Here is a 26,730-nt window from a genome sequence, read left to right on the forward strand (position 1 = left end):
GCCCTTGATTGACACCGTTATGTGCCGCCTACCTAACATGCATGCATAACCGTAAGCACGCACAGACAGGTTCGACGGGGTGAGTCCCAAGCACATACACACCCACCGCTGGTGGCGCGACGCACTGATCTACCAGGTGTACGTCCGCAGCTTCCTGGACAGCACCGGAGACGGCATCGGTGATCTCGCCGGAGTCCGGGCCGGACTGCCGTACCTCAAGAAGCTCGGCGTCGACGGGATCTGGCTGAGCCCCTTCTATCCCTCGCCGCAGCTCGACCACGGCTACGACGTGGCCGACTACTGCGACGTCGACCCGCTCTTCGGCGACCTCGCCGAGTTCGACCTGCTGATGGCGGCCGCCCGGCGGCTCGGCATCAGGGTCCTTCTCGACATCGTCCCCAACCACTGCTCCCACCAGCACCCGTGGTTCCGCGAAGCCCTCGCCGCCGCTCCCGGCAGCGCCGCCCGGGCCCGCTTCCACTTCGCCGACGGCCGCGGCCCCGACGGCTCCGAGCCGCCCAACAACTGGCACTCCATGTTCGGCGGACCGGCCTGGACCCGCGTCACCGCGGCGGACGGCCGCCCCGGCCAGTGGTACCTGCACATGTTCACGCCCGAGCAGCCCGACTGGAACTGGCGCACCCCCGAGGTCGCCGCCCACTTCGACCAAGTGCTCCGCTTCTGGCTCGACCGCGGCGTCGACGGCTTCCGTATCGACGTGGCCGCCGGCCTCTTCAAACACCCCGCGCTGCCCGACTCCCCGGACCCCGAGGCCGACGCCCGCACCCGCGACTCGGTCAACCCGCTCGCCTGGAACCAGCCCGAGGTGCACGACGTGTGGCGGCACTGGCGCGCGATGTGCGAGGAGTACACGGCACAGGACGGCCGCGAGCGCCTGCTGGTCGGCGAGGTCTCCGTACCGACCGCCCGTGAGCACGCACGCTACGTCCGGCCCGACGAACTCCACCAGGCGTTCTTCTTCCATCTGCTCGGCGCCCCCTGGAGCGCCGACGCCTTCCGCAAGGTCATCTCCGAGGCCATACAGGACATCGCCGGTACGGGCTCGACGGTCACCTGGGTCCTGAGCAACCACGACCAGGTCCGTACCGTCACCCGCTACGGCGAGCCCACCACCGGCGGCAGCGGTCTCGGCGCCGCCCGCGCGCGTGCCGCCGCGCTGCTGATGCTGGCGCTGCCCGGGGCCGCGTACATCTACCAGGGCGAGGAACTGGGCCTGCCCGAGGTCGTCGACCTGCCCGACGACGTGCTCACCGACCCGATCTTCCGCCGCACCGGCAGCCGCGCCCGCATCCGCGACGGCTGCCGCGTGCCGCTGCCGTGGTCGGGCACGGCCTCCCCGTTCGGCTTCACCTCCGGCGCCGAGGGCGTCAAGCCGTGGCTGCCGCAACCGGAGTGGTTCGCCGAGCACGCCACCGACCGCGCCCTCGCCGACACCCGCTCCTTCTGGCACCTCTACCGCGAAGGCATCCAACTGCGTTCCGCCCTGGATCAGTTGGGAGACGGCACGCTGTGCTGGCTGGACACCCCACCCGGTGTCCTCGCCTTCGTCCGCGGCGACGACCTCGTCTGCGCCGTCAACTTCGCCACCGCCCCCACACCCGCCCCGGTCTCCGGCCCGCCCCTGCTCTCCAGCGGCACCTGCCCGCCCGGAGTGCTCCCCGGCTCCACGGCCGCCTGGTGGATCAGCGACGGCACCGACCGCTGACCCCCCCTCAGTTCCACCGTCCCCCATCCCCATTCCTGTTCCCCCGTCACCTCCCCGTCCGAAGGGACATCAACGATGATGCGACGACGTACCACCTTGCTCACGAGCTGCACCGCCCTTGCCCTCGCACTCGGGGCGACCGCCTGCGGCAGCGGGGACCCGGTCTCCGCCGGCGGCGGCAGCAAGGCGCTCAGCGGCCAGACGGTCACCGTGGCCGGTGTCTGGTCCGGCAGTGAGCAGAAGAACTTCCAGAAGGTGCTGGACGCCTTCGCCGAGAAGACCGGCGCCAAGACGCAGTTCGTCTCCACGGGCGACAACGTCTCCACCGTCGTCGGCAGCAAGATCGAGGGCGGCAACGCCCCCGACGTCGTGATGGTCCCGCAGGTCGGCGTGCTCCAGCAGTTCGCGAAGCAGGGATGGCTCAAGCCGCTGTCCCCGGCCACCCTGAAGTCCGTGGACGCCGGCTACGCGAACGTGTGGAAGACGTACGGCAGCGTCGACGGCACCCTCTACGGCCTGTACTTCAAGGCCGCCCACAAATCGACCGTCTGGTACAGCCCCGACGCCCTCACCCAGGCCGGCGTCAAGCCGCCGACGACGTACGAGGACATGCTGAAGGCCGGGCACACCGTCTCCGACTCGGGCCTTTCCGCCTTCTCGGTCGCAGGACAGGACGGCTGGACGCTCACCGACTGGTTCGAGAACATCTACCTCTCCCAGGCCGGACCCGAGAAGTACGACGCACTCGCCGCGCACAAGCTGAAGTGGACCGACGAGAGCGTGGTCAAGGCGCTCACCACACTCGGCAGGCTCTTCAAGGACAAGCAGCTGATCGCGGGGGGCCAGAAGGAGGCCCTCAACACCGACTTCCCCGGCTCGGTCGAGAAGGTCTTCGGACCCAAGCCCGAGGCCGGCATGGTCTACGAGGGCGACTTCGTCGCCGGGGTCGCCCACGACCAGTTCGGCAAGAGCATCGGGAAGGACGCGAACTTCTTCCCGTTCCCCGCGGTCGACGGCGGCACCGCACCCGTGGTCAGCGGCGGCGACGCGGCGGTCGTCCTCAAGGACGGCAAGAACGCCAAGGCGGGCATGAAGCTCCTGGAGTACCTGGCGACCCCCGAGGCCGCGGCCGTGTGGGCGAAGGCGGGCGGCTTCCTGTCCCCGAACAAGAAGCTCGACCTCTCCTCCTACGGCGACGACGTCACCCGCGCCACCGCCCGTTCCCTCATCGTGGCGGGCGACTCGGTCCGCTTCGACATGTCCGACCAGGCGCCGGCGGCCTTCGGCGGCACCAAGGGCGCGGGCGAGTGGAAGGCACTGCAGGACTTCCTGCGCGACCCGTCCGACCCGAAGGCGACCGCGGCGACGCTTGAGGACGCTGCGGCCAAGGCGTACAAGGGCTGACCTGACGTGACAGCCACCACGCTCGTGAAAGAGGCGAGCCCCTCGCCCGTCTCGGGTGCCGCCCGCGCGCGGCGCCTGAGACGGCGCGGGCGGCTGATCGCCGTGCTGTTCGTCCTGCCCGCGCTGCTCCTGCTCGGCGCCCTCGTCGTCTACCCGGTGCTGTTCTCGATCGGCCGCAGCTTCTTCGACGCGTCCGGCAACCGCTTCGTGGGCGGCGACAACTACACGGAGATCTTCCGTGACCCGACGACGCTCAAGGCCGTCCGCAACACCGTCATCTGGGTGGTCGTCGCCCCGGCGCTGCTGACCGGCCTCGGCCTGATCCTGGCCGTCCTGGTGGAGAAGGTCCGCTGGGCCACGGCGTTCAAGCTGCTGCTGTTCATGCCGATGGCCGTGTCCTTCCTCGCCGCAGGCATCATCTTCCGGCTCGCCTACGACGAGGACCCGGACAAGGGCGTGCTCAACGCCGCCGTGGTCTTTGTCCACGACGCCTTCAGCGGCATGTCGTCGTACCCGACCGCGCGGGCCCGCGACGGCCAGGGCCTGACCAAGGCCGCCGACGGCTCGTACCGCACCAGCACGAGCGTGTCGCCGGGCGACTCGGTGGCCCTCGGACTCGTCGGCGTGCTGCCCGAGGACCTGCCCGCGGGCGCCGGGGCCGCGTACCCGGCGGCCGGACGCAAGGCCGCCGCCGGTGAACTGCGCGGCGTGGTCTACCTGGACTTCGCGCCCGGCGGGGGAGGACGGCAGGGGAAGGTCGACCGGCGGGAGAGCGGGCTGCCGGAGATGAAGGTCGAGGCGGTCCGCGACGGGCACACCGTCGCGCGGACGACGACCGCGTCCGACGGCTCCTTCCGTTTCGCGGGACTGGACGCCGGGGCGTACACGGTCGAGCTCCCGGCGTCGAACTTCGCGCCGCCGTACCAGGGCATCTCCTGGCTCGGGCCGATGCTGGTCACCCCGTCGATCATCGGGGCGTACCTGTGGATCTGGACCGGCTTCTCGATGGTGCTGATCGGCGCCGGACTGTCGACCCTGCCGCGGGACGCCCTGGAGGCGGCCCGGATGGACGGGGCCAACGAGTGGCAGATCTTCCGGCGGATCACCGTGCCGCTGCTGGCACCCGTGCTGACCGTGGTGTTCGTGACCCTGGTGATCAATGTGATGAAGGTCTTCGACCTCGTCTACATCATCGCGCCCGGGCCTGTGCAGGCCGACGCCACCGTGCTGGCCACACAGATGTGGCTGGTGTCGTTCGGCGGCGGGAACAACCAGGGGCTCGGCAGCGCCCTCGGCGTGCTGCTCCTGCTCCTGGTGATCCCCGCGATGGCCTTCAACGTCCGCCGTTTCCGAAGGAGCCAAGGATGAACGCCGTCAGACGCGCTCTGGGCAACGGGCTGGTACAGGCCTTCCTCGTGGTCGTCGGCCTGGTCTGGTTCACGCCGCTGGCAGGGCTGTTCCTGTCGTCGCTGCGCTCCACCCAGGACACCGCCAAGGGCGGCTGGTGGACGGCGCTGGCCAGTCCCGGGCAGCTGTCCTTCGACAACTACTCGGCGCTGCTGAAGAACGCGGGGATCACACAGGCGTTCTGGAACACCGTGCTGATCTCCGTGCCGGCCACCGTGCTCGTCGTCGTCATCGCGGCGCTCGCCGGATACGCCTTCGCCTGGCTGGACTTCCCGGCGCGCGAGCCGGTCTTCCTGTTGGTGGTGGCCCTGCTGGTGGTGCCCGTGCAGATCGGGCTGCTGCCGGTCGCCAAACTCTTCGGCCGGCTCGGGCTGTTCGGCACGATCCCCGGTGTCGTGCTGTTCCACGTCGCGTACGGGCTGCCTTTCGCGGTCTTCCTGCTGCGCAACTACTTCGCCGAGATGCCGAAGGAGATGCTGGAGGCGGCACGGATGGACGGCGGGAGCGAGTGGCGCATCTTCACGCGGCTCGTGCTGCCCGTGGGACGGCCCGCCATCGCCAGCCTCGCCATCTTCCAGTTCCTCTGGGTGTGGAACGACATGCTGGTGGCGCTGCTGTTCGCGGACAGTTCCTCGCAGCCGCTGACCGTGGAACTGCAGTCGCAGATCAGGCAGTTCGGCAGCAACATCGATGTGCTGGCGCCCGGGGCCTTCCTGTCGCTGATCGTGCCGGTGGCGGTGTTCTTCGCCTTCCAGCGGCACTTTGTGCAGGGGGTCATGGCGGGGTCGGTGAAGTAGGGGGTCCGCCCTGCGACCCCACCGGGTCGCGACCTGCGACCCCACCGGTTCGAGCGCTACGGCGCCACTCCCTCGAACGCCGGGCGGGCTGAGTGATCAGCCCGCCCGGCGTTCCAGGACACGATTGTTCACGCCGACGCCGGTGGGTACAGCGCGCGGGGGAGCTGGGAGGCTGCCGCCGCGTCCAGCAGCCAGAGGGTTCTGGTGCGGCCCCGGGCGCCTGCCGCCGGGGCCTGGATCTCGCCCGCGCCGGACAGGGCGATGGCCACCGCCTCGGCCTTGTCCTCGCCGGCCGCGAGCAGCCACACCTCGCGGGCCGCGCGGATCGCCGGGAGGGTCAGGGTGATCCGGGTCGGCGGGGGCTTGGGGGCGCCGTGCACACCGACCACCGTGCGCTCGGTCTCGCGCACCGCGGGCAGCTCCGGGAACAGCGACGCCACATGGGTGTCCGGGCCGACGCCCAGCATCAGGACATCGAACACCGGGACCGCACCGTGGTTCTCGGGACCGGCCGCACGGGCCAGTTCCTCGGCGTACCCCTCGGCCGCCGCCTCCGGGTCCGTGCCGTACGGGCCATCCGTCGCGGGCATGGCGTGCACGCGCTTCGGGTCCAGCGGTACGGCGTCCAGCAGCACCTCGCGCGCCTGGGTGACGTTGCGCTCGGGGTCCCCCTCGGGCAGGAACCGTTCGTCGCCCCACCACAGGTCCAGGCGCCCCCAGTCGACGGCGTCCCGGGCCGGTGCGGCGGCCAGCGCGGCCAGCAGGCCGTTGCCGTTGCGGCCGCCGGTGAGGACGACCGACGCATGGCCCTGGGACGCCTGCGCGTCGACGATCCGGGTGATGAGGCGGGCCGCCGCGGCCTGCGCCATCAGCTCCTTGTCGCGGTGCACGACGAGCTGCGGGGTACTCACTGCGCCGCTCCCGTCTCGTTCACCGACGTCTGCGCCGCCGTCCGCGGTGCGGAACCTTCCGCAGCCGCCTCGGGGGCCGGGGTGCCGAGGACGGTGCCGGAGGCACCCGCTCCTTTGGCGTCCGACGTCTCCGATGCGTCAGACGTGTCCGCCGTCTCCGTCCCGCCCGGGCCGTCCGCCCAGGCCGCGGCCCAGGCCTCAGGGTCCGGCGCGGACTCGGGCCCGGTCGGGTCCTGCGCCGGGACGCGCCTGCCCGCCGGGCTCAGCCGGTCCACCCCGAACCGCAGGGCCGACGCATAGGTGTCGTCCGGGTCGAGGCGCCGCAGCTCCTCCGCGATCAGCTCGGCCGTGTCACGGCGCTTGAGCGCCACCGCACGGTCGGGCTGGCCCATGATGGACAGCGTCGCGAGGGCTCCGTCGGGCCGGTCGAGGATGATCGGACCGCAGGTGGTGTCCATCCGCACCGCCGTCAGACCGGGACCGGCCGACAGTGAACGCCGGACGGGCACGTCGAGCCGCAGACCGAGCCACATGGCCAGCAGCTCGCAGCTCGGATTGAACTCCTCGCCCTCCACCTCGACGCCCTCGACCTCACAGACCACCTGGTCCAGGGCCGCGGCCAGCATCGAGCGCCAGGGCGTGATCCGGGTCCAGGACAGGTCGGTGTCGCCGGGGGTGTAGGTGTCGGCGCGGGCGCCCAGCTCCCGTACCGGCTGCTCGGCGGCGTAGGTGTCGGTGACCCGGCGCTGGGCGAGCGCGCCCAGCGGGTCCTTGGCCGGGTCCAGCGGGGCGTTCACCGGCCACCACACCACGACCGGCGCGTCCGGCAGCAGCAGCGGCAGCACCACGGAGTCGGCGTGGTCGGCGACCTCGCCGTGCAGCCGCAGCACCACCGTCTCGCCGGTGCCCGCGTCCGCGCCCACCCGCACCTCGGCGTCGATACGGGAGTGGGTGCGGTCGCGGGGCGAGCGGGAGACACGCTTGATGACCACGAGGGTGCGCGAGGGATGCTCGCGCGAGGCGTCGTTCGCGGCCTTCAGGGCGTCGTAGGCGTTCTCCTCGTCCGTCACGATGACCAGCGTGAGCACCATGCCGACGGCCGGTGTGCCGATGGCGCGGCGGCCCTGCACCAGCGCCTTGTTGATCTTGCTGGCCGTGGTGTCCGTGAGGTCTATCTTCATGGCCGGCGCCAGCTCCGTCCGTCTCGTTCGAGCATGTCGTCCGCCTCGACGGGACCCCAGGTGCCGGACCGGTACTGAGCGGGCGAGCCGTGTGTGTCCCAGTACTGCTCGATCGGGTCGAGGATCTTCCAGGACAGCTCGACCTCCTCCGTGCGCGGGAAGAGGTTGGAGTCGCCGAGCAGCACGTCCAGGATCAGCCGCTCGTACGCCTCCGGGCTGGACTCCGTGAACGACTCGCCGTAGGCGAAGTCCATGGACACGTCCCGGATCTCCATCGAGGTGCCCGGCACCTTCGAGCCGAAGCGGACGGTCACGCCCTCGTCGGGCTGGACGCGGATGACGACCGCGTTCGACCCGAGTTCCTCGGTGGCCGTCGTGTCGAAGGGGGAGTGCGGCGCACGCTGGAAGACCACCGCGATCTCGGTGACCCGGCGGCCGAGCCGCTTGCCGGTGCGCAGATAGAAGGGGACCCCCGCCCAGCGGCGGTTGTCGATGCCGACCTTGATGGCCGCGTAGGTGTCGGTCTTGGACTGAGGGTCGATGCCCTCCTCCTCCAGATATCCGACCGCCTTCGCGCCGCCCTGCCAGCCGGCCGAGTACTGCCCGCGCACGGTGTCGCGGCCCAGGTCCTTGGGCAGCCGCACGGCGCCCAGCACCTTGGTCTTCTCCGCGGCCAGCGCGTCCGCGCCGAAGGAGGCGGGCTCCTCCATCGCGGTCAGCGCCATCAGCTGGAGCAGATGGTTCTGGATGACGTCACGGGCCGAGCCGATGCCGTCGTAGTAGCCGGCACGGCCCCCGATGCCGATGTCCTCGGCCATGGTGATCTGCACATGGTCCACGAAGGACCGGTTCCAGATCGGCTCGAACATCTGGTTGGCGAAGCGCAGCGCCAGGATGTTCTGGACCGTCTCCTTGCCCAGGTAGTGGTCGATGCGGAACACCTGGTCGGGGGAGAAGACCTCGTGCACGACCGCGTTGAGCGCCTCGGCCGACGCCAGGTCGTGCCCGAACGGCTTCTCGATGACGGCGCGCCGCCAGGAGCCGTTGCTCTGGTCGGCCAGCCCGTGCTTCTTCAGCTGCTGGATGACCACGGGGAAGGAACGCGGTGGCACGGACAGATAGAAGGCGAAGTTGCCGCTGGTGCCCTGCGCCTTGTCCAGCTCGTCGATGGTGGAGCGCAGCCGCTCGAACGCGTCGTCGTCGTCGAAGGTGCCCTGGACGAAACGCATGCCCTGGTTGAGCTGCTGCCAGACCTCCTCGCGGAAGGGGGTGCGGGAGTGCTCCTTGACGGCGTCGTGCACCACCTGGACGAAGTCCTCGTTCGCCCACTCACGGCGCGCGAAGCCCACCAGAGAGAAGCCCGGCGGCAGGAGACCCCGGTTGGCGAGGTCGTACACGGCGGGCATCAGCTTCTTGCGGGAGAGGTCGCCGGTGACGCCGAAGATGACCAGGCCCGACGGCCCCGCGATACGCGGGAGCCGTCGGTCCACGGGATCACGGAGCGGATTCGCCCCGTTACCGGACGTAAGGGTCAAGGTCTCAGACCTCCGAGGGGGCGAGGCGCTCCAGCTCCGCCTCGGTCGACTTGAGCAGGTCGTTCCAGGAGGCCTCGAACTTCTCGACGCCCTCGTCCTCGAGAACCTGCACGACATCGTCGTACGAGATCCCGAGCGCGCCCACCGCGTCGAGCTCGGCGCGGGCCTGCTCGTAGGTCCCGGTGACCGCGTCGCCGGCGATCACACCGTGGTCCTCGGTGGCCAGCAGGGTGGCCTCCGGCATGGTGTTGACGGTGTTCGGCGCGACCAGGTCGACGACGTACAGGGTGTCCTTGTACGCCGGGTCCTTGACGCCGGTCGAGGCCCACAGCGGACGCTGCTTGTTGGCGCCCGCCTTCTCCAGGGCCAGCCAGCGCTCGGTGCCGAAGACCTCCTCGTACGCCTGGTAGGCGAGACGCGCGTTGGCGACGGCGGCCTTGCCGCGCAGCGCCTTGGCCTCGGGGGTGCCCAGGGCCTCCAGCCGCTTGTCGATCTCGGAGTCCACGCGGGACACGAAGAAGGACGCCACGGAGTGGATCAGCGACAGGTCGAGGCCGCGCTCCTTGGCCTTCTCCAGACCGGCCTGGTAGGCGTCCATGACCTCGCGGTAGCGCTCCAGCGAGAAGATCAGCGTGACGTTGACGCTGATGCCGAGGCCGATGACCTCGGTGATCGCCGGGAGGCCCGCCTTGGTGGCCGGGATCTTGATGAGCGTGTTGGGGCGGTCCACCAGCCAGGCGAGCTGCTTGGCCTCGGCGACCGTCGCCTTCGTGTTGTGGGCGAGGCGCGGGTCGACCTCGATGGAGACCCGGCCGTCCTGGCCGCCGCTCGTGTCGTACACCGGGCGCAGGATGTCGGCGGCGTCGCGGACGTCCGCCGTCGTGATCATGCGTACGGCCTCGTCCACGGTGACCTTGCGGGCGGCGAGGTCGGTGAGCTGCTGCTCGTAGCCGTCACCCGAGGAGATCGCCTTCTGGAAGATCGTCGGGTTGGTGGTGACGCCCACGACGTGCTGCTGGTCGATCAGCTCGGCGAGGTTGCCGGAGGTGATCCGCTTGCGCGACAGGTCGTCCAGCCAGATCGCGACGCCTTCGTCGGAAAGGCGCTTGAGTGCGTCCGTCATGGAATTACATCTCCTACTTATCGTGTGTGAGCGTCAGCGCTGAACGGCCGCGATGGATTCCCGAGCCGCGGCAGCCACGTTCTCGGCAGTGAAGCCGTACTCCTGGAAAAGGACATTGCCGTCGGCGGAAGCACCGAAGTGCTCCAGGGAAACGACACGGCCCGCGTCCCCGGTGTACTTGTGCCAGGTGAGCCCGATACCGGCCTCCACCGCCACCCGCGCCTTGACGGACGGCGGCAGGACGCTGTCCCGGTACCCCTGGTCCTGCTCCTCGAACCACTCCACGGACGGCATCGACACCACGCGCGTGGGGACGCCGTCGGCCTGCAGGAGCTCGCGCGCCGCGACGGCGACGTGCACCTCGGAACCGGTCGCGATCAGCACCGCCTCCGGCTTGCCGCCCTCGGCCTCGAACAGGACGTAACCGCCGCGCGCGGCGTCGTCGTTGGGCTCGTAGGTCGGCACGCCCTGGCGGGTGAGCGCGAGACCGTGCGGGGCGCCCTTGCCGAACTCCTTGGTGTACCGGCGCAGGATCTCGCGCCAGGCGATCGCCGTCTCGTTGGCGTCCGCGGGGCGCACCACGTTCAGGCCCGGGATCGCGCGCAGCGAGGCCAGGTGCTCGACCGGCTGGTGGGTGGGGCCGTCCTCACCCAGGCCGATGGAGTCGTGCGTCCACACGTACGTCACCGGCAGGTGCATCAGCGCGGACAGCCGCACCGCGTTGCGCATGTAGTCGGAGAAGACGAGGAAGGTGCCGCCGTAGACACGGGTGTTGCCGTGCAGGGCGATGCCGTTCATCTCCGCGGCCATGGCGTGCTCGCGGATGCCGAAGTGGATCGTGCGGCCGTAGGGGTCGGCCTCCGGCAGCGGGTTGCCCTCGGGCAGGAACGACGACGTCTTGTCGATCGTGGTGTTGTTCGAGCCGGCCAGGTCGGCGGAGCCGCCCCACAGCTCGGGAACCACCGCGCCGAGCGCCTGGAGCACCTTGCCGGACGCGGCGCGCGTGGCGACGGACTTGCCGGTCTCGAAGACCGGGACCTTCTCCTCCCAGCCGGCCGGCAGCTCACCCGCGGCGAAGCGGTCGAACTCGGCGGCCCGCTCGGGGTTGTTCTCCCGCCACAGCTGGTAGGACTTCTCCCACCCGGCCTTGGCCTCACGGCCGCGCTCCAGCGCCTGGCGGGTGTGCTTGATGACCTCGTCGGAGACCTCGAAGGTCTGCTCCGGGTCGAAGCCCAGCACCCGCTTGGTGGCCGCGATCTCCTCGTCGCCCAGCGCCGAGCCGTGCGCGGCCTCGGTGTTCTGCGCGTTCGGGGCGGGCCAGGCGATGATCGAGCGCATCGCGATGAACGACGGCCGGTCGGTGACCTGCTTGGCCGCCTGGATCGCGTTGTAGAGGGCGTGCGGGTCGAGATCGCCGTCCGGCTTCGGGGCGACGCGCTGGACATGCCAGCCGTACGCCTCGTACCGCTTGACGGTGTCCTCGGACACGGCCGTCTCGGTGTCGCCCTCGATCGAGATGTGGTTGTCGTCCCACAGCAGGACCAGATTGCCCAGCTTCTGGTGACCGGCCAGCGAGGACGCCTCGGAGGAGATGCCCTCCTGGAGGCAGCCGTCACCCGCGATGACGAAGATGTGGTGGTCGAAGGGAGACTCGCCCTGCGGCGTCTCAGGGTCGAACAGCCCGCGCTCGTAGCGCGCGGCCATGGCCATGCCCACCGCGTTGGCGACACCCTGGCCGAGCGGGCCGGTGGTCGTCTCCACACCCGTGGTGTGGCCGTACTCCGGGTGACCGGGGGTCTTGGAACCCCAGGTGCGGAACGCCTTCAGATCGTCCAGCTCCAGGCCGAAACCGGCCAGGTAGAGCTGGGTGTAGAGAGTCAGGGACGAGTGACCGGCGGACAGCACGAAGCGGTCCCGCGCGAACCAGCCGGCGTCCGCGGGATCGTGCCGCATCACCTTCTGGAAGAGGGTGTACGCGGCGGGAGCCAGGCTCATCGCCGTACCCGGATGGCCGTTGCCAACCTTCTGTACGGCGTCGGCGGCCAGGACGCGGGCGGTGTCGACTGCCCGCTGGTCCAGTTCGGTCCACTCGAGGTCTGTGGTGGTCGGCTTGGTGCTCACCCTGGGTCAGGGCTCCTCTCCAGTGGTCGGCGCCGGTGCTTCGGGCGGTCGCCCCCCGGCCTGCCGGCGCACTGGGCGCACGCCGGCCGATGTCGAGCCTACCCCCGTATGTACATGCGTTTTCTCCGGTCGAGTCCAGACTGCCGGGACTGCCGGAGATCCGCCTCCCGGTGGGTCTGAGCTGGGTCGGCAAGTGATTGGGGCGGCCCGCAAGTGAGTACGCAACCGGTGATCGGAGTGCTCAATCGAGCCGGGACCCCTGGTCCGGGCGTTGGGCCAACACGACCCTGACCCCCGCGAAAGTCGGGGTATGGGCAACGTCTACAGTGGCGTGGTACGCGCGAGCCTCTTTACCGGGACTTCACACGGGGGGCTTGCTGGGAGTCTCTGTCAGGGGTGTGCGTGACGGCCGTCGAATCCCGTCCAGCGGGGATGCTCGCGAGCGAGATCCCGACTCACCGGCCGTGGGGGGCCCGTGTCACGGCGTTCGTGGCGCTGACCAAGCCACGGATCATCGAGCTGCTGCTGATCACCACCGTGCCGGTGATGTTCCTCGCGCAGCGCGGTGTGCCCGATCTGAGGCTGGTGCTGCTGACCTGCCTCGGCGGCTACCTCTCGGCGGGCGGCGCCAACGCGCTCAACATGTACATCGACCGCGACATCGACGCCCTGATGGACCGCACCTCGCAGCGCCCGCTGGTCACCGGGATGATCAGCCCGCGCGAGTGCCTCGCCTTCGGGATCGGCCTCGGCGTCGTCTCGACGCTGCTGTTCGGCTTCACCGTCAACTGGCTGTCCGCATGGCTGGCGCTCGGGGCGCTCCTCTTCTATGTCGTCGTCTACACGATGATCCTCAAACGCCGTACCTCGCAGAACATCGTGTGGGGCGGTATCGCCGGATGCATGCCGGTGCTGATCGGCTGGTCCTCCGTCACGAACTCCATGTCGTGGGCGCCGGTGGTCCTCTTCCTCGTCATGTTCTTCTGGACGCCGCCGCACTACTGGCCGCTGTCCATGAAGGTCAAGGACGACTACGCGCGCGTGGGCGTGCCGATGCTGCCCGTCGTCGCCTCCAACAAGGTGGTGGCCCGGCAGATCGTGATCTACAGCTGGGTGATGGTGGCGGTGTCGCTGCTGCTGACGCCCCTCGGCTACACCGGCTGGTTCTACAGCGTGGTCGCCGTGACGGCGGGCGCCTGGTGGCTGTGGGAGGCGCACGCGCTCCAGAACCGCGCCAGGGCCGAGGTGACGGGCGGCAGGCTGAAGGAGATGCGGCTGTTCCACTGGTCGATCACCTATGTGTCGCTGCTGTTCGTGGCGGTGGCGGTGGACCCGTTCCTGCGGTGACCCTGCGGCTCACGAGCAGGCATGCGGCTCGTGAGCCCGGTGTACGGCTCGTGCGCAGGTGAGGTGTACGGCTTGTGCACAGGTGCACGTCACAGGGCCTTGCCCTCGCCTGTTTGACTACCCGTGAGTAGCATCCTGTCCATGGCAGACGACACGACACAGACGACAGCGGACGGCGCCCGGGCGCGCAAGGCCGGCGCGTGGGCGGACCGCAGGATCGCCCGGCTCAGCAAGTGGATCGGCGCGTTCTCCCGGGCGCACGGCGGGGCCGAGGGCCAGGTCGCGTACATCGGGCAGCGCGGCGCCCGGATCGTGCTCGTCGGCGCGGACGGCGGCTGGGGCGACCTGGTGGCCCCCAGCCGGGAGATCGCCCTCAAGGCGGTCGAGAAGGCCGGGATCACCCTCCATGACAACTTCGACGGCGCGCTGGCCGCCAAGGTGCGGACGGGACCGTACGAGTGGAAGCGCATGGCAGGGATCCAGCTGGGCGGGTCGGCGAAGGCCTGAACGGCTGAGACGGCGGCCTGGTGAATGCCTCGGACGGCTGCCTGGAGGAACGTCTGAAGCGTCGGCCTGGAGGACGTCGGAAGTGACAGCCTGGCGGACGCCTGGGACGTCCGGGACGGCTGCCTGGAGGAACGTCTGAAACGTCGGCCAGGCGGATGTTCGAAATGACGGCCTGGTGAAAGGGCCGATCGGCCGCCCTGCGAACCTTTGATCGGCGCTCGAACTCCCCCCGCCCCGCGACCTGAGACCCCGCTCGCCCGTTAGACCGGGCAAGGCAGCGCCAGCGTCCCGTCGCGGGAGTCCGGATGATCGATACGCCGTACCTGGTGGACCAGTACTGCCACGGCGTCCTCAGAACGGAGCTGGGCCTCGGCACCTTCGAGGCCCAGCTGGCCCGCACCGAGGGCCCGCCCGCCCCGGGCACCACCCTCTTCGACACCCAGACGGGCTTCGCCGTACGGCGCTGGTGCCCGCCCCTGCTCGGCATGGAGCCGCACTGCCCGCCCGCCCGCTATCTGGCCCGGCGCCGTGAGCTGGGCGTCCTCGAAGCGGGACGCCGGCTGCTGCGGGGCAGCGGCATCACCACCTTCCTGGTCGACACCGGGCTGCCCGGCGATCTCACCGGGCCCGCCGAACTCGCCCGCGCGGGTGACGCCGCGGCCCATGAGATCGTGCGCCTCGAACTGCTCGCCGAGCAGGTCGCCGACACCTCCGGCACCGTCGCGTCCTTCCTCGCCAACCTCGCCGAGTCGGTGTGGGGGGCTGCCGCCGGTGCCGTCGCCTTCACCTCCGTCGCGGGGCTGCGGCACGGGCTCGCGCTCGCGCCCGAGGTGCCGGGGGCGGGGGAGGTGCGGGATGCCGCGGGGCGGTGGCTTGCCGGGCGCCGGGTGGGTGATCCGCTGCGTGATCCGGTGCTGTTGCGGCATCTGCTGTGGACTGCGGTGGGCTCGGGGCGGCCGTTGCAATTGCACGCGGGGCTCGGTGGGGGCGGTGCGGGTGGCGTGGGTGGCCATGGTGGCGCCGACGCCGAGTTGCTCACCGGCTTTGTGCGGGCGACCGCGGGGCTCGGTACCGACCTCGTGCTGCTGCACGGATACCCCCATCACCGGCACGCCGCCCATCTCGCGGGGGTGTTCCCGCACGTCTACACCGACGCCGGTGCCGCGCTGGTGCGTACGGGGGTGCGGGCGGCGACCGTTCTTGCCGAGATTCTTGAGCTGGCGCCGTTCGGGAAGATCCTCTTTTCGAGCGGGGCGCATGCTCTGCCCGAGCTGCATGTGGTGGGGGCGCGGTTGTTCCGGGAGGCGCTCGGGCGAGTGCTGGGTGGGTGGGTCGCCGAGGGGGCGTGGTCCTCCGGGGATGCGGAGCGGGTCGCTTCGCTGGTGGCTGCGGGGAATGCGCGGCGGGTGTACGGGGTGGAGTGAGGCGGGGGCCGGGGCCGGGTTTTTTCGCCCCCGCCGCCCCTTCCCGTTCCCGTCCCTGGGGGCTGCGCCCCCAGACCCCCTTTGTCCTCAAACGCCGGACGGGCTATATCCAGCCTCTCCGGCGTTTGAGGAGCGGGGGGACGGGGGCGGAGCCCCCGGGAAGGGAAGGGAAGGGAAGGGGCGGCGGGGGCGGAACTCTGCCTCAGGCCGTGGTCGTCGCCGGCGTTGCTGCGGTGGCCGTGGCCTGCAAGGCCGGGCGCTCGCGTAGAGAGAGGAGGACTCTCAGGACGCCGATCCACATCAGGCAGGAGCCGAACATGTGGAGGGCCACCAGAGCCTCGGGGAGCTTCGTGAAGTACTGGATGTAGCCGATGGCGCCCTGGAGCAGCAGGATCACGAACAGTTCTCGCGTGCGGTCCATCGGGCCCTTCGGCGCGTCCACCGCCTTCAGGATGAACCACAGCGCGAAGGTCAGCGTCACCACGATCCAGGCCAGCACGGCGTGCAACTTCGAGACCGTCTCCCAGTCGATCGGGATCCGCTCGACCTTGCTGGAGTCACCCGCGTGCGGCCCCGCACCCGTCACCACCGTGCCGACCACGATCAGCAGCACCGAGGCCGCCACCAGGAACCACACCAACTGCCGCACTGCCGGGCCGACCAGCGGACGCGGTGCCTCGTCGCTCTCCAGGGTGCGCTGCCACATCACCGTGGCGACCGTGATCAGCGCCGTGGAGAGGAGGAAGTGCGCCGCCACCGTGTACGGGTTCAGACCGACCAGGACCACGATGCCGCCCAGCACCGCGTTGCCCATGACCACCCAGAACTGCGCCCACCCCAGCCGGGTCAGGCTGCGCCGCCACGGCTTCTGCGCGCGAGCGGCGACGATCGCCCAGCCGACCGCCGCGCACAGCACGTACGTCAGCATGCGGTTGCCGAACTCGATCGCGCCGTGATAGCCCCGCGCGCTGGTGGTGGCCAGCGAGTCGTCGGTGCACTTGGGCCAGGTGGTGCAGCCGAGGCCCGAGCCGGTGAGGCGGACGGCGCCTCCGGTGACCACGATGATCACCGCCATGGCGAGCGCGGCGAACGCCGCCCGCCGGACCGTGCGGGGGTCGGGCGTCCAGCGCTCGGCGATGTACGAGAGCGGATTGCGCACAGCGGCGTCGGCGTCGGTGCGGGTCAGCTTGGGCACGCGCACCATCGTAGGACCCGGCTTGTGCACGCTTTCACGAGGGTCGGAAACAACGGATTCCCCGTCACTCCCAGCGGAAGAAGCGGCCCGCCGCCGCCAGGCCGAGCACTGCCCATACCGCGAGGATGCCCAGGTCGGCCCAGGGTGTGCCCGCCCCGTGCTGGAGCACGTCACGCAGGCCGTCCGAGAGGGCCGAGACCGGGAGCAGGGCGAGTACGTCCTGCGCGCCCTGCGGGAACTTGTCCAGCGGGACGATCACTCCGCCGCCCACCAGCAGCAGCAGGAAGACCAGGTTCGCCGCGGCCAGTGTCGCCTCCGCCTTCAGGGTGCCCGCCATCAGCAGGCCGAGGCCGGAGAACGCGGCCGTGCCGAGGATCATCAGCAGCAGTACCGCCGCCGGGTTGCCGTGCGGGGACCAGCCGAGGGCCAGGGCGATGGCCGTCAGCAGGATCACCTGGAGGAGCTCGGTGACCAGTACCGACGCCGACTTGGCCGTCATCAGCCCCCAGCGCGGCAGCGGTGAGGCCGCCAGGCGCTTCAGGACGCCGTAGCGGCGCTCGAAGCCCGTCGCGATGGCCTGGCCGGTGAACGCCGTCGACATCACCGCGAGCGCGAGGATGCCCGGGGCGAGGAAGTCGACCGACTTGCCCGCACCCGTGTCGACGATGTCCACGGAGCTGAAGAGCACCAGCAGCAGCGTCGGGATCACGACCGTCAGCAGCAGCTGCTCCCCGTTGCGCAGCAGCATCTTCGTCTCGAGTGCCGACTGCGCCGCGATCATGCGCGGGAGCGGGGCCGCGCCCGGTTCGGGGCGGTAGGTGCCCGTGGTGGTCATGAGCGCAGCTCCTTCCAGGTCGGAGCGAGGGACCGGTCGGCCGCAATCATGAGCGCAGCTCCTTACCCGTGAGTTCCAGGCTGTGTCTTCCCGGGGGACAACCCCCGGACCCCCGGCCGGGGGTCGGGTCGGCCGGAATCATGAGCGCAGCTCCTTACCCGTGAGTTCCGGGCTGTGTCTTCCCGGGGGACAACTCCCGGACCCCCGGCCGGGGGTCGGGTCGGCCGCAATCATGAGCGCAGCTCCTTACCCGTGAGTTCCAGGCTGTGTCTTCCCGGGGGACAACCCCCGGACCCCCGGCCGGGGGTCGGGTCGGCCGGAATCATGAGCGCAGCTCCTTACCCGTGAGTTCCAGGCTGTGTCTTCCCGGGGGACAACCCCCGGACCCCCGGCCGGGGGTCGGGTCGGCCGCAATCATGAGCGCAGCTCCTTACCCGTGAGCTCCAGGAACACGTCTTCGAGGGTGTGCCGTTCGACCGAGATCCTCTCCGGCATCACCCCGTGCTGCGCGCACCACGAGGTGACGGTCGCGAGCAGTTGCGGGTCGACCTTGCCGACCACCCGGTAGGCGCCCGGTGTCAGCTCGTCCGCCGCGCAGTCCGGCGGCAGGGCCTTGAGCAGGGAGGCCACGTCGAGGCCGGGGCGGCCGGTGAAGCGCAGGGTGTTCTCGGCGCCGCCGCGGCACAGCTCCTCGGGTGAGTCGTGGGCGATGACCTTGCCGGCGTCGATGATGGCGACGTCGTCCGCGAGCTGCTCGGCCTCGTCCATGTAATGGGTGGTGAGGACGACCGAGACGCCGTCGTCGCGCAGGTCCCGCACCAGGTCCCAGGTGGCCCGGCGGGCCTGGGGGTCGAGGCCGGCGGTCGGCTCGTCGAGGAACACCAGCTCGGGGCGGCCGACCACGGCCATCGCCAGCGCCAGCCGCTGCTGCTGGCCGCCGGACAGCCGCCGGTAGGGGGTGCGGCCGCAGCTGCCCAGCCCGAGCCGTTCGATCAGCGCGTCCACGTCCAGCGGACGGGCGTGCAGCTTGGCCACATGGCGCAGCATCTCCTCGGCGCGGGAGGACGGGTAGACGCCGCCGGACTGGAGCATCACCCCGATCCTGGGCCGCAGCGCGAGGGAGTCCCGCACCGGGTCGAGGCCCAGGACGCGCACCGTGCCGGAGTCCGGCCTCCGGTAGCCCTCGCAGGTCTCGACCGTCGTCGTCTTGCCCGCGCCGTTGGGACCGAGCACGGCGGTCACGCCCGTCCGGGCCACCAGGTCGAGGCCGTCCACCGCGGTCTTCGTGCCGTACCGCTTCACCAGGGCCTGGACCTGGAGCACCGGCTCACTTCGCATGGCCCAGAGTCTAGGGACGCGCCGGGTGTCCCGGTCGGCCGGGTGGGTGAACTCCTCCGATCGGGGCCGGTGCGCGGGTGGCGCACCCCGCGTGCGTGCGCCGTGCGGGCTGCCGTGACAATGATCGATCAAAGATCGTTCCCGCAGGTCAGACCATGGGCTAGTTAGGCGTGCCTAAGTGACGCAGGGCACGATTCGGCGTTCCGGACGCGGGTTGCCCAGCTCTGAGGAATTACGCAACAATGGCGTTGTGAAAAACGTCGGTGAGGCTCGGGAGACCCCCATGGGGGCCCCTCAGGAGGAGCTCGCGACCGGTGAGCGTTCCACACGCAACCGGGTCGCGCGGTCCATCCTGGACCACGGCCCGTCCACCGTCGCCGAGCTGGCCGGGCGCCTCGGTCTCACCCAGGCCGCCGTCCGCCGGCACCTCGACGCACTGGTCGCCGACGATGTGGTGGAGGCCCGCGAGCAGCGGGTGTACGGGGCGCGCACCCGCGGCCGCCCCGCCAAGGTGTTCGCCCTGACCGACTGCGGCCGGGACGCCTTCGACCAGTCGTACGACGTGCTTGCCGCGGACGCCCTGCGCTGGATCAGTGAGCGGTTCGGCGGGGACGAGGCCGTGGTGGCCTTCGCCCGCGCGAGGATCGCCGAGCAGGCCGCCGCCTACCGCCGCGCACTGGACGGGGTGGACCCCGAAGAGCGCGCCGAGGCCCTCGCCAGGGCTCTGAGCGCGGACGGGTACGCGGCCACGGCGCGCAGCGCGCCACTGCCGCAGCAGGGCGAGCAGCTCTGCCAGCACCACTGCCCGGTGGCCCATGTCGCGGAGAAGTTCCCGCAGCTGTGCGAGGCCGAGACGGAGTTCTTCTCCCAGTTGCTCGGCACCCACGTCCAGCGGCTGGCCACCATCGCGCACGGCGACGGCGTCTGCACGACGTTCATCCCGGACGCCGCGAAGATCACGCAGGCCCACCACACCCACAACGCATCTGCCAGCACGGCCGGGAGGAACCCCGCATGACACTCCCCACGGAGACTGCTCACCCCGAACTCGAGGGCCTGGGCACGTACGAATACGGCTGGGCCGACTCCGACGAGGCCGGTGCCGCGGCGAAGCGCGGCCTGAACGAGGACGTCGTCCGCGACATCTCGGCGAAGAAGTCCGAGCCGGAGTGGATGACCAAGCTGCGCCTCAAGGGCCTCAAGCTCTTCGCGAAGAAGCCCCTGCCGAACTGGGGGTCCGACCTGTCGGGCATCGACTTCGACAACATCAAGTACTTCGTGCGCTCCACGGAGAAGCAGGCGGAGTCCTGGGAGGAACTTCCCGAGGACATCAAGAACACCTACGACCGGCTCGGCATCCCGGAGGCGGAGAAGCAGCGCCTGGTCGCCGGTGTCGCCGCGCAGTACGAGTCGGAGGTCGTCTACCACCAGATCCGCGAGGACCTGGAGCAGCAGGGCGTCATCTTCCTGGACACCGACACCGCGCTGAAGGAGCACCCGGAGCTCTTCAAGGAGTACTTCGGCACCGTCATCCCCGCCGGTGACAACAAGTTCGCGTCGCTGAACACCGCCGTGTGGTCGGGCGGCTCCTTCGTCTACGTCCCGCCGGGCGTCCATGTGGAGATCCCGCTCCAGGCGTACTTCCGTATCAACACGGAGAACATGGGCCAGTTCGAGCGGACCCTGATCATCGTCGACGAGGGCGCCTATGTGCACTACGTCGAGGGGTGTACGGCGCCGATCTACAAGAGCGACTCCCTGCACAGCGCGGTCGTCGAGATCATCGTCAAGAAGAACGGCCGCTGCCGCTACACGACCATCCAGAACTGGTCGAACAACGTCTACAACCTGGTCACCAAGCGCGCCGTCGCCTACGAGGGCGCCACCATGGAGTGGATCGACGGCAACATCGGCTCCAAGGTGACGATGAAGTACCCCGCCGTCTATCTGATGGGCGAGCACGCCAAGGGCGAGACCCTCTCCATCGCCTTCGCGGGCGAGGGCCAGCACCAGGACGCCGGCTCCAAGATGGTCCACATGGCGCCGAACACCTCGTCCAACATCGTCTCCAAGTCGGTGGCCCGGGGCGGCGGCCGCACCTCCTACCGCGGTCTGGTCGAGATCGGCGAGGGCGCCCACGGCTCCAAGTCGAACGTGCTGTGCGACGCGCTGCTGGTCGACACGATCTCCCGCTCCGACACCTACCCCTACGTCGACGTCCGCGAGGACGACGTGTCCATGGGCCACGAGGCCACCGTCTCCAAGGTCTCCGAGGACCAGCTGTTCTATCTGATGAGCCGCGGTCTGTCCGAGTTCGAGGCGATGGCGATGATCGTGCGCGGCTTCGTCGAGCCGATCGCCAAGGAACTGCCCATGGAGTACGCGCTGGAACTCAACCGGCTGATCGAGCTCCAGATGGAAGGCGCGGTCGGCTGACGCCCGGCAGCCCCCATCGAGCCACTTACGCAGAAAGCGAGTACGACGACAGCCATGGCTGAGGCCCCTAACATCCCGGTGGGCTCCACCACCGCCGGTTCGATCGCGGTCGCCGCGGAGTCGACCGTCGCCACGCGCATGAGCGCGCCGCCCTCCTTCGACGTGACGGACTTCCCGGTCCCGCACGGCCGCGAGGAGGAATGGCGGTTCACCCCGCTGGAGCGCCTGCGCGGGCTGCACGACGGCACCGCCGTCGCCACCGGCGGGGGAGTGAAGATCGCCGTCGAGGCCCCCGAGGGCGTCGCCGTCGAGACCGTCGGCCGCGACGACCCGCGGCTCGGCAGGACCGGCACCCCCGTGGACCGCGTCGCCGCCCAGGCGTACTCGGCCTTCGAACGGGCCGGCGTGATCACCGTCCCCAAGGAGACGGTGCTCACCGAGCCGATCCGTATCGCCGTGCACGGCGAGGGCGGGGTCGCCTACGGCCACCAGGTGATCGAGCTGGGCGCCTTCGCCGAGGCCGTCGTCGTCATCGACCACACCGGTGACGCGGTGCTCGCCGCCAACGTCGAATATGTGCTCGGCGACGGCGCCAAGCTGACCGTCGTCTCCGTCCAGGACTGGGACGACGAGGCCGTGCACGTCGGCCAGCACAACGCGAGCATCGGCCGGGACGCGAGCTTCAAGTCCTTCGTGGTCACCTTCGGCGGCGACCTGGTCCGGCTGCACCCGCGCGTCGCCTACGCCGGCACCGGCGGCGAGGCCCAGCTCTACGGCCTGTACTTCACCGACGCCGGCCAGCACCAGGAGCACCGCCTGCTGGTCACCCACAACATGCCGCACTGCACGTCGAACGTCGCCTACAAGGGCGCGCTCCAGGGCGACGACGCGCACGCCGTATGGATCGGCGACGTCCTCATCGAGGCCGCCGCCGAGGGCACCGACACCTACGAGATGAACCGGAACCTCGTCCTCACCGACGGTGCCCGGGTCGACTCCGTGCCCAACCTGGAGATCGAGACCGGTGAGATCGTCGGCGCCGGACACGCCTCCGCGACCGGCCGCTTCGACGACGAACAGCTCTTCTATCTGATGGCCCGGGGCATCCCGGAGCACGAGGCCCGCCGCCTGGTGGTCCGCGGCTTCTTCGCGGGACTCGTCCAGCAGATCGGCGTCGAGGACATCGAACAGCGCCTCATCGCCAAGATCGAGGAGGAGCTGGAGGCATCGGTCGGATGACCACCGTCGACGACACCCGGTTCGTCCGGGTCTGCGCCCTCAGCGAGCTGGACGAGGACACCCCGAGGAGGGTCGAACTCGACGGCACGCCCATCTCGCTCGTCAGGACCGAGGGAGAGGTGTTCGCGATCTACGACATCTGCTCGCACGCGAACGTCTCGCTCTCCGAGGGCGAGGTGGAGGACTGCCAGATCGAGTGCTGGCTGCACGGCTCGACTTTCGATCTCCGCTCCGGCAAACCGTCCGGCCTGCCCGCGACCCGCCCCGTCCCCGTATACCCCGTCAAGATCCAAGGGGACGACGTGCTCGTCTCCCTCTCCCAGGAGTCCTGAGGCATCCATGGCCACGCTTGAAATCCGAGACCTGCACGTCACCGTCGAGGCCGACAACGCCACGAAGGAGATCCTCAAGGGCGTCGACCTCACCGTGAAGCAGGGGGAGACGCACGCCATCATGGGCCCCAACGGCTCCGGCAAGTCGACCCTCGCCTACTCCCTGGCCGGTCACCCCAAGTACACGGTCGCCAGCGGGACCGTGCTGCTCGACGGCGAGGACGTCCTGGCGATGTCCGTCGACGAGCGCGCCCGCGCCGGTCTGTTCCTCGCGATGCAGTACCCCGTCGAGGTCCCCGGGGTGTCCGTCTCCAACTTCCTGCGCACCTCCGCCACCGCCGTGCGCGGCGAGACCCCCAAGCTGCGCCTGTGGGTGAAGGAGGTCAAGGAGGCCATGGAGCGCCTCAACATGGACCCCGCCTTCGCCGAGCGCAATGTCAACGAGGGCTTCTCCGGCGGTGAGAAGAAGCGCCACGAGATCCTCCAGCTCGAACTGCTCAAGCCGAGGGTCGCGATCCTCGACGAGACCGACTCCGGCCTCGACGTCGACGCCCTGCGCATCGTCTCCGAGGGCGTCAACCGCGTCCGTGAGACCGGCGAGGTCGGCACCCTGCTGATCACGCACTACACGCGCATCCTGCGCTATATCAAGCCTGACTACGTCCATGTCTTCTCCGGCGGCCGCATCGTCGAGTCCGGCGGCGCCGAACTCGCCGACAAGCTGGAGGACGAGGGCTACGAGGCATACACGAAGGGTGGCGCATCCGCGTGACACAACTGCCGGGCCTCCTCGACACCGAGGCGATCCGCAAGGACTTCCCCGTCCTGGACCGGCTGGTCCACGACGGCCGGAAGCTCGTGTACCTGGACAACGCGGCGACCTCGCAGAAGCCGACCCAGGTGCTGGACGCCCTCAGCGAGTACTACGAGCGCCACAACGCCAACGTCCATCGCGGTGTGCATGTGCTCGCCGAGGAGGCCACGGCGATGTACGAGGGCGCGCGGGACAAGGTCGCCGCGTTCATCAACGCGCCCAGCCGCGACGAGGTGATCTTCACCAAGAACGCCTCCGAGTCGCTCAACCTCGTGGCCAACATGCTCGGCTGGGCCGACGAGCCCTACCGGGTGGACGCCGACACCGAGATCGTGATCACGGAGATGGAGCACCACTCCAACATCGTGCCGTGGCAGCTGCTCGCCCAGCGCACCGGTGCGAAGCTGAAGTGGTTCGGCCTCACCGACGACGGCCGCCTCGACCTGTCGAACATCGAGGAGATCATCACGGAGAAGACGAAGATCGTCTCTTTCGTCCTGGTGTCCAACATCCTCGGCACGGTCAACCCGGTAGACGCGATAGTGCGCCGCGCCCAGCAGGTCGGCGCCCTCGTCTGCATCGACGCCTCCCAGGCCGCGCCGCACATGCCGCTGGACGTACAGGCGCTCCAGGCCGACTTCGTGGCCTTCACCGGCCACAAGATGTGCGGCCCGACCGGCATCGGCGTCCTGTGGGGCCGCCAGGAGCTGCTGGAGGACCTGCCTCCGTTCCTCGGCGGCGGCGAGATGATCGAGACCGTCTCGATGCACTCGTCGACGTACGCCCCCGCCCCGCACAAGTTCGAGGCCGGCACCCCGCCGATCGCCCAGGCCGTCGGCCTCGGCGCGGCGATCGACTATCTGAACACGATCGGCATGGACCGGATCCTCGCCCATGAGCACGCCCTCACCGAGTACGCGGTGCGGCGGCTGACCGAGCTGCCCGATCTGAAGATCATCGGCCCGGCCACCGCGGAGGACCGCGGCGCGGCGATCTCCTTCACCCTCGGCGACATCCACCCGCACGACGTGGGCCAGGTCCTCGACGAGCAGGGCATCGCGGTCCGGGTCGGCCACCACTGCGCCCGCCCCGTCTGCCTGCGGTACGGAATTCCGGCGACCACCAGGGCGTCGTTCTATCTGTACTCCACGCCTGCCGAGATCGACGCGCTGGTCGAGGGGCTGGAGCACGTACGGAACTTCTTCGGCTGAAGGGCGTGCTGAGACCGTGAAGCTGGACTCGATGTACCAGGAAGTCATCCTGGACCACTACAAGAACCCGCACGGGCGTGGTCTGAGGGATGGCGACGCCGAGGTGCACCATGTGAACCCGACGTGCGGCGACGAGATCACCCTTCGTGTGAAGTACGACGGCACGACGATCGAGGACGTCTCCTACGAGGGCCAGGGCTGTTCCATCAGCCAGGCCTCGGCGTCCGTGCTGAACGAACTGCTGGTCGGCAGGGAACTGGCCGACGCGCAGAAGATCCAGGAGACCTTCCTGGAGCTGATGCAGTCCAAGGGCCGGATCGAGCCCGACGACGCCATGGAGGAGGTCCTGGAGGACGCGGTCGCGTTCGCCGGGGTCTCCAAGTACCCGGCACGGGTCAAGTGCGCCCTCCTGAGCTGGATGGCGTGGAAGGACGCGACGGCCCAGGCGCTGGGCGGCGCCGACGCCGAAAGGAAGACGGCATGAGTGACACCCAGACCAAGCGCGCCTCGGAGGAGGAGCTCTACGAGGCACTGATGGACGTCGTCGACCCCGAACTGGGCATCGACGTCGTCAACCTGGGCCTGATCTACGGCGTCCACATCGACGACGCCAACATCGCGACCGTCGACATGACCCTGACCTCGGCGGCCTGTCCGCTGACCGACGTCATCGAGGACCAGGCCCAGTCCGCCACCGACGGCCTTGTCAGCGAGCTGCGCATCAACTGGGTCTGGATGCCGCCGTGGGGCCCCGACAAGATCACGGACGACGGCCGCGAGCAGCTGCGGGCGCTGGGGTTCAACGTCTGATCTTCTGCTGACACGGAAAAGCGGCGAGGCCCGGTGGGGCCTCGCCGCTTTTTCGGCATGTGCTTCCGGCTTCCGTGCTCAGGCCAGCCCGTCCGTCAGCCGGAACGCCGAGTCGGCCCGGTACAGGTCGCTGCCCTGGTAGGGGTCGAGCTTGAGCTGGAAGTTCTTGTGGCGCAGATAGCGGCCCGGGTAGTTGACCGACTCCAGCATGACCGCGCCGGAGTACGCGGATGCGCGCGGGCAGAAGGTGGCGTCCTTCTCGAACAGGGCCGAGCCGTCGTCGCGCTCGGAGCGCAGCACGAAATTGCGGTGCCGCAGATAGCTGCCGTCAGCCGTGGCAAATGAGTAACAGGTGCTGTCGGCAAGGCCCTTGACGAGCTTGAAGGTGGCGGCGCGGCGGGCGTCGGTGGAGCCGACGGGGTCGAGCTTCACCAGGCCGCCGCTGATGTGCCAGTAGCGGTCGGGGTAGTTCACCGAGCGGACCGACTCCCAGAGAGCGGCAGAGGTGCTGCCGGAACCGGATCCGGAGCCGGACCCGGATCCGCCGCCCGAAGTGCCTGCGCCCCCGCCGGACTTGTGCCCGCCGGCCTTGGACGACGAAGCGGACGGCGAGGGCGACGTCGTGCTGCCGCCAGTCTTCTCCGACCCGGTGTCGCCCTTGGCCGGTGTCCCGGAGTCGGGCCTGGTCCGGTTGTGACGGCTGCCGGTCGCCGCGGGCGAGGAGGGGAAGGAGAGCAGCCCGGGACCGTCCGCCACGGAGGCCGAGGGGGAGAGCGCCGAGGCCGACGCCGTGGCGGGGTGCCCGTCGTCGAGGGCGATCGCCGTGACACAGGCGACGACGGTGGTCAGGGCCAGCGCACCGGCCAGCCACAGCCGCCGGGTCCCGGGAGCCCGTGAGGTGTCGGGGGGCCAGCCGTTCTCCCAGGGAGGCGGCGGCTCAGGAATGCGAGAAGGCATGCGTGAATTTCCTCCAGCGGCGCACAGGGCGACGGCCGGTGGTGGTGGGGGATGGGTGATTGAGCGGTGAAACACTAGTG

24 protein-coding genes are annotated in these 26,730 nt (G+C 70.0%); 15 read left to right on the forward strand and 9 right to left on the reverse strand.

Going from position 1 to position 26,730, the window contains the following annotated elements; translation table 11 throughout:
* Positions 1 to 94 precede the first annotated feature (94 nt).
* The 4 genes from ACSYGN_RS31490 to ACSYGN_RS31505 all read left to right on the forward strand — a co-directional run bounded on the left by ACSYGN_RS31490 (position 95) and on the right by ACSYGN_RS31505 (position 5,334).
* Entirely contained in the window at positions 95 to 1,726 is a 1,632-nt protein-coding gene (locus ACSYGN_RS31490) for a glycoside hydrolase family 13 protein (protein ID WP_460403851.1), read from the forward strand.
* Positions 1,727 to 1,801: 75 nt separating this feature from the next.
* The gene (locus ACSYGN_RS31495) at positions 1,802 to 3,130 is read left to right on the forward strand and encodes an ABC transporter substrate-binding protein (RefSeq protein WP_460401620.1); all 1,329 of its coding nucleotides are present in this window, start codon (positions 1,802 to 1,804) and stop codon (positions 3,128 to 3,130) included.
* Between the two features lie 6 nt (positions 3,131 to 3,136).
* Positions 3,137 to 4,498, forward strand: coding sequence for an ABC transporter permease (locus ACSYGN_RS31500; protein ID WP_460401622.1), 1,362 nt, complete (start codon positions 3,137 to 3,139; stop codon positions 4,496 to 4,498).
* Positions 4,495 to 5,334 (forward strand): carbohydrate ABC transporter permease, encoded by an 840-nt coding sequence (locus ACSYGN_RS31505; RefSeq protein WP_460401624.1) that lies wholly within the window; start codon positions 4,495 to 4,497, stop codon positions 5,332 to 5,334. Before ACSYGN_RS31500 ends, ACSYGN_RS31505 begins: the two co-directional genes overlap by 4 nt.
* Positions 5,335 to 5,462: 128 nt before the next feature.
* Here ACSYGN_RS31505 and pgl read toward each other — a convergent pair whose 3' ends face one another.
* From pgl to tkt, 5 genes are read right to left on the reverse strand one after another with little or no spacing between them, the layout of a single operon-like run.
* A complete protein-coding gene (gene pgl / locus ACSYGN_RS31510) occupies positions 5,463 to 6,245 on the reverse strand; it encodes a 6-phosphogluconolactonase (RefSeq protein WP_460401626.1) in 783 nt (260 codons plus the stop codon).
* Complete coding sequence (gene opcA, locus ACSYGN_RS31515) at positions 6,242 to 7,426, reverse strand: glucose-6-phosphate dehydrogenase assembly protein OpcA (protein WP_460401628.1); 1,185 nt, start codon at positions 7,424 to 7,426, stop codon at positions 6,242 to 6,244. Before opcA ends, pgl begins: the two co-directional genes overlap by 4 nt.
* Entirely contained in the window at positions 7,423 to 8,961 is a 1,539-nt protein-coding gene (zwf, locus tag ACSYGN_RS31520) for a glucose-6-phosphate dehydrogenase (protein WP_460401630.1), read from the reverse strand. Before zwf ends, opcA begins: the two co-directional genes overlap by 4 nt.
* 4 nt (positions 8,962 to 8,965) lie before the next feature.
* Positions 8,966 to 10,084: a transaldolase gene (gene tal, locus ACSYGN_RS31525; protein WP_460401632.1), complete on the reverse strand. Its 1,119-nt coding sequence runs from the start codon at positions 10,082 to 10,084 to the stop codon at positions 8,966 to 8,968.
* Positions 10,085 to 10,117: 33 nt separating this feature from the next.
* Positions 10,118 to 12,205, reverse strand: coding sequence for a transketolase (gene tkt / locus ACSYGN_RS31530; RefSeq protein WP_460401634.1), 2,088 nt, complete (start codon positions 12,203 to 12,205; stop codon positions 10,118 to 10,120).
* 396 nt (positions 12,206 to 12,601) lie between these two features.
* On the opposite strand from tkt, the gene ACSYGN_RS31535 reads away from it, so the two are divergent.
* The 3 genes from ACSYGN_RS31535 to ACSYGN_RS31545 all read left to right on the forward strand — a co-directional run bounded on the left by ACSYGN_RS31535 (position 12,602) and on the right by ACSYGN_RS31545 (position 15,483).
* A complete protein-coding gene (locus ACSYGN_RS31535) occupies positions 12,602 to 13,552 on the forward strand; it encodes a heme o synthase (protein WP_460401636.1) in 951 nt (316 codons plus the stop codon).
* Positions 13,553 to 13,693: 141 nt separating this feature from the next.
* The gene (locus ACSYGN_RS31540; RefSeq protein ID WP_460401638.1) at positions 13,694 to 14,059 is read left to right on the forward strand and encodes a hypothetical protein; all 366 of its coding nucleotides are present in this window, start codon (positions 13,694 to 13,696) and stop codon (positions 14,057 to 14,059) included.
* 305 nt (positions 14,060 to 14,364) lie between these two features.
* The gene (locus ACSYGN_RS31545; protein WP_460401640.1) at positions 14,365 to 15,483 is read left to right on the forward strand and encodes an amidohydrolase; all 1,119 of its coding nucleotides are present in this window, start codon (positions 14,365 to 14,367) and stop codon (positions 15,481 to 15,483) included.
* A 202-nt stretch (positions 15,484 to 15,685) separates the two neighbouring features.
* Here the strand turns inward: ACSYGN_RS31545 and ACSYGN_RS31550 are convergent, their stop codons facing one another.
* The 3 genes from ACSYGN_RS31550 to ACSYGN_RS31560 form a co-directional block, all read right to left on the reverse strand.
* Positions 15,686 to 16,687 carry a COX15/CtaA family protein gene (locus tag ACSYGN_RS31550; RefSeq protein ID WP_460401642.1) on the reverse strand — a complete coding sequence of 334 codons (1,002 nt, stop codon included), beginning with the start codon at positions 16,685 to 16,687 and terminating at the stop codon, positions 15,686 to 15,688.
* A 55-nt stretch (positions 16,688 to 16,742) separates the two neighbouring features.
* Positions 16,743 to 17,513 (reverse strand): ABC transporter permease, encoded by a 771-nt coding sequence (locus ACSYGN_RS31555; RefSeq protein WP_460401644.1) that lies wholly within the window; start codon positions 17,511 to 17,513, stop codon positions 16,743 to 16,745.
* Between the two features lie 414 nt (positions 17,514 to 17,927).
* The gene (locus tag ACSYGN_RS31560) at positions 17,928 to 18,836 is read right to left on the reverse strand and encodes an ABC transporter ATP-binding protein (protein WP_460403853.1); all 909 of its coding nucleotides are present in this window, start codon (positions 18,834 to 18,836) and stop codon (positions 17,928 to 17,930) included.
* A 265-nt stretch (positions 18,837 to 19,101) separates the two neighbouring features.
* Here ACSYGN_RS31560 and ACSYGN_RS31565 point away from each other — a divergent pair, with 265 nt between their 5' ends.
* The 8 genes from ACSYGN_RS31565 to ACSYGN_RS31600 are packed head-to-tail and all read left to right on the forward strand — an operon-like array spanning position 19,102 to position 25,693.
* The gene (locus tag ACSYGN_RS31565) at positions 19,102 to 19,869 is read left to right on the forward strand and encodes a helix-turn-helix transcriptional regulator (RefSeq protein ID WP_460401646.1); all 768 of its coding nucleotides are present in this window, start codon (positions 19,102 to 19,104) and stop codon (positions 19,867 to 19,869) included.
* Entirely contained in the window at positions 19,866 to 21,287 is a 1,422-nt protein-coding gene (gene sufB, locus ACSYGN_RS31570) for a Fe-S cluster assembly protein SufB (RefSeq protein WP_460401648.1), read from the forward strand. Before ACSYGN_RS31565 ends, sufB begins: the two co-directional genes overlap by 4 nt.
* A 54-nt stretch (positions 21,288 to 21,341) precedes the next feature.
* A complete protein-coding gene (gene sufD / locus ACSYGN_RS31575) occupies positions 21,342 to 22,526 on the forward strand; it encodes a Fe-S cluster assembly protein SufD (protein ID WP_460401650.1) in 1,185 nt (394 codons plus the stop codon).
* On the forward strand, positions 22,523 to 22,858 hold the full coding sequence (locus ACSYGN_RS31580) for a non-heme iron oxygenase ferredoxin subunit (protein ID WP_460401652.1): 336 nt from the start codon (positions 22,523 to 22,525) through the stop codon (positions 22,856 to 22,858). Before sufD ends, ACSYGN_RS31580 begins: the two co-directional genes overlap by 4 nt.
* A 7-nt stretch (positions 22,859 to 22,865) precedes the next feature.
* Positions 22,866 to 23,630, forward strand: a complete 765-nt coding sequence (gene sufC, locus ACSYGN_RS31585; protein ID WP_460401654.1) for a Fe-S cluster assembly ATPase SufC — start codon at positions 22,866 to 22,868, stop codon at positions 23,628 to 23,630.
* On the forward strand, positions 23,627 to 24,883 hold the full coding sequence (locus ACSYGN_RS31590) for a cysteine desulfurase (protein ID WP_460401656.1): 1,257 nt from the start codon (positions 23,627 to 23,629) through the stop codon (positions 24,881 to 24,883). The genes sufC and ACSYGN_RS31590 overlap by 4 nt, the downstream gene beginning before the upstream one ends.
* A gap of 16 nt (positions 24,884 to 24,899) precedes the next feature.
* A complete protein-coding gene (sufU, locus tag ACSYGN_RS31595; protein ID WP_460401658.1) occupies positions 24,900 to 25,367 on the forward strand; it encodes a Fe-S cluster assembly sulfur transfer protein SufU in 468 nt (155 codons plus the stop codon).
* Positions 25,364 to 25,693, forward strand: coding sequence for a metal-sulfur cluster assembly factor (locus ACSYGN_RS31600; protein WP_460401660.1), 330 nt, complete (start codon positions 25,364 to 25,366; stop codon positions 25,691 to 25,693). The genes sufU and ACSYGN_RS31600 overlap by 4 nt, the downstream gene beginning before the upstream one ends.
* Before the next feature lie 78 nt (positions 25,694 to 25,771).
* Here ACSYGN_RS31600 and ACSYGN_RS31605 read toward each other — a convergent pair whose 3' ends face one another.
* A complete protein-coding gene (locus tag ACSYGN_RS31605; RefSeq protein WP_460401662.1) occupies positions 25,772 to 26,650 on the reverse strand; it encodes an AbfB domain-containing protein in 879 nt (292 codons plus the stop codon).
* Positions 26,651 to 26,730 lie beyond the last annotated feature (80 nt).

Source organism: Streptomyces sp. YIM S03343, assembly GCF_054729195.1.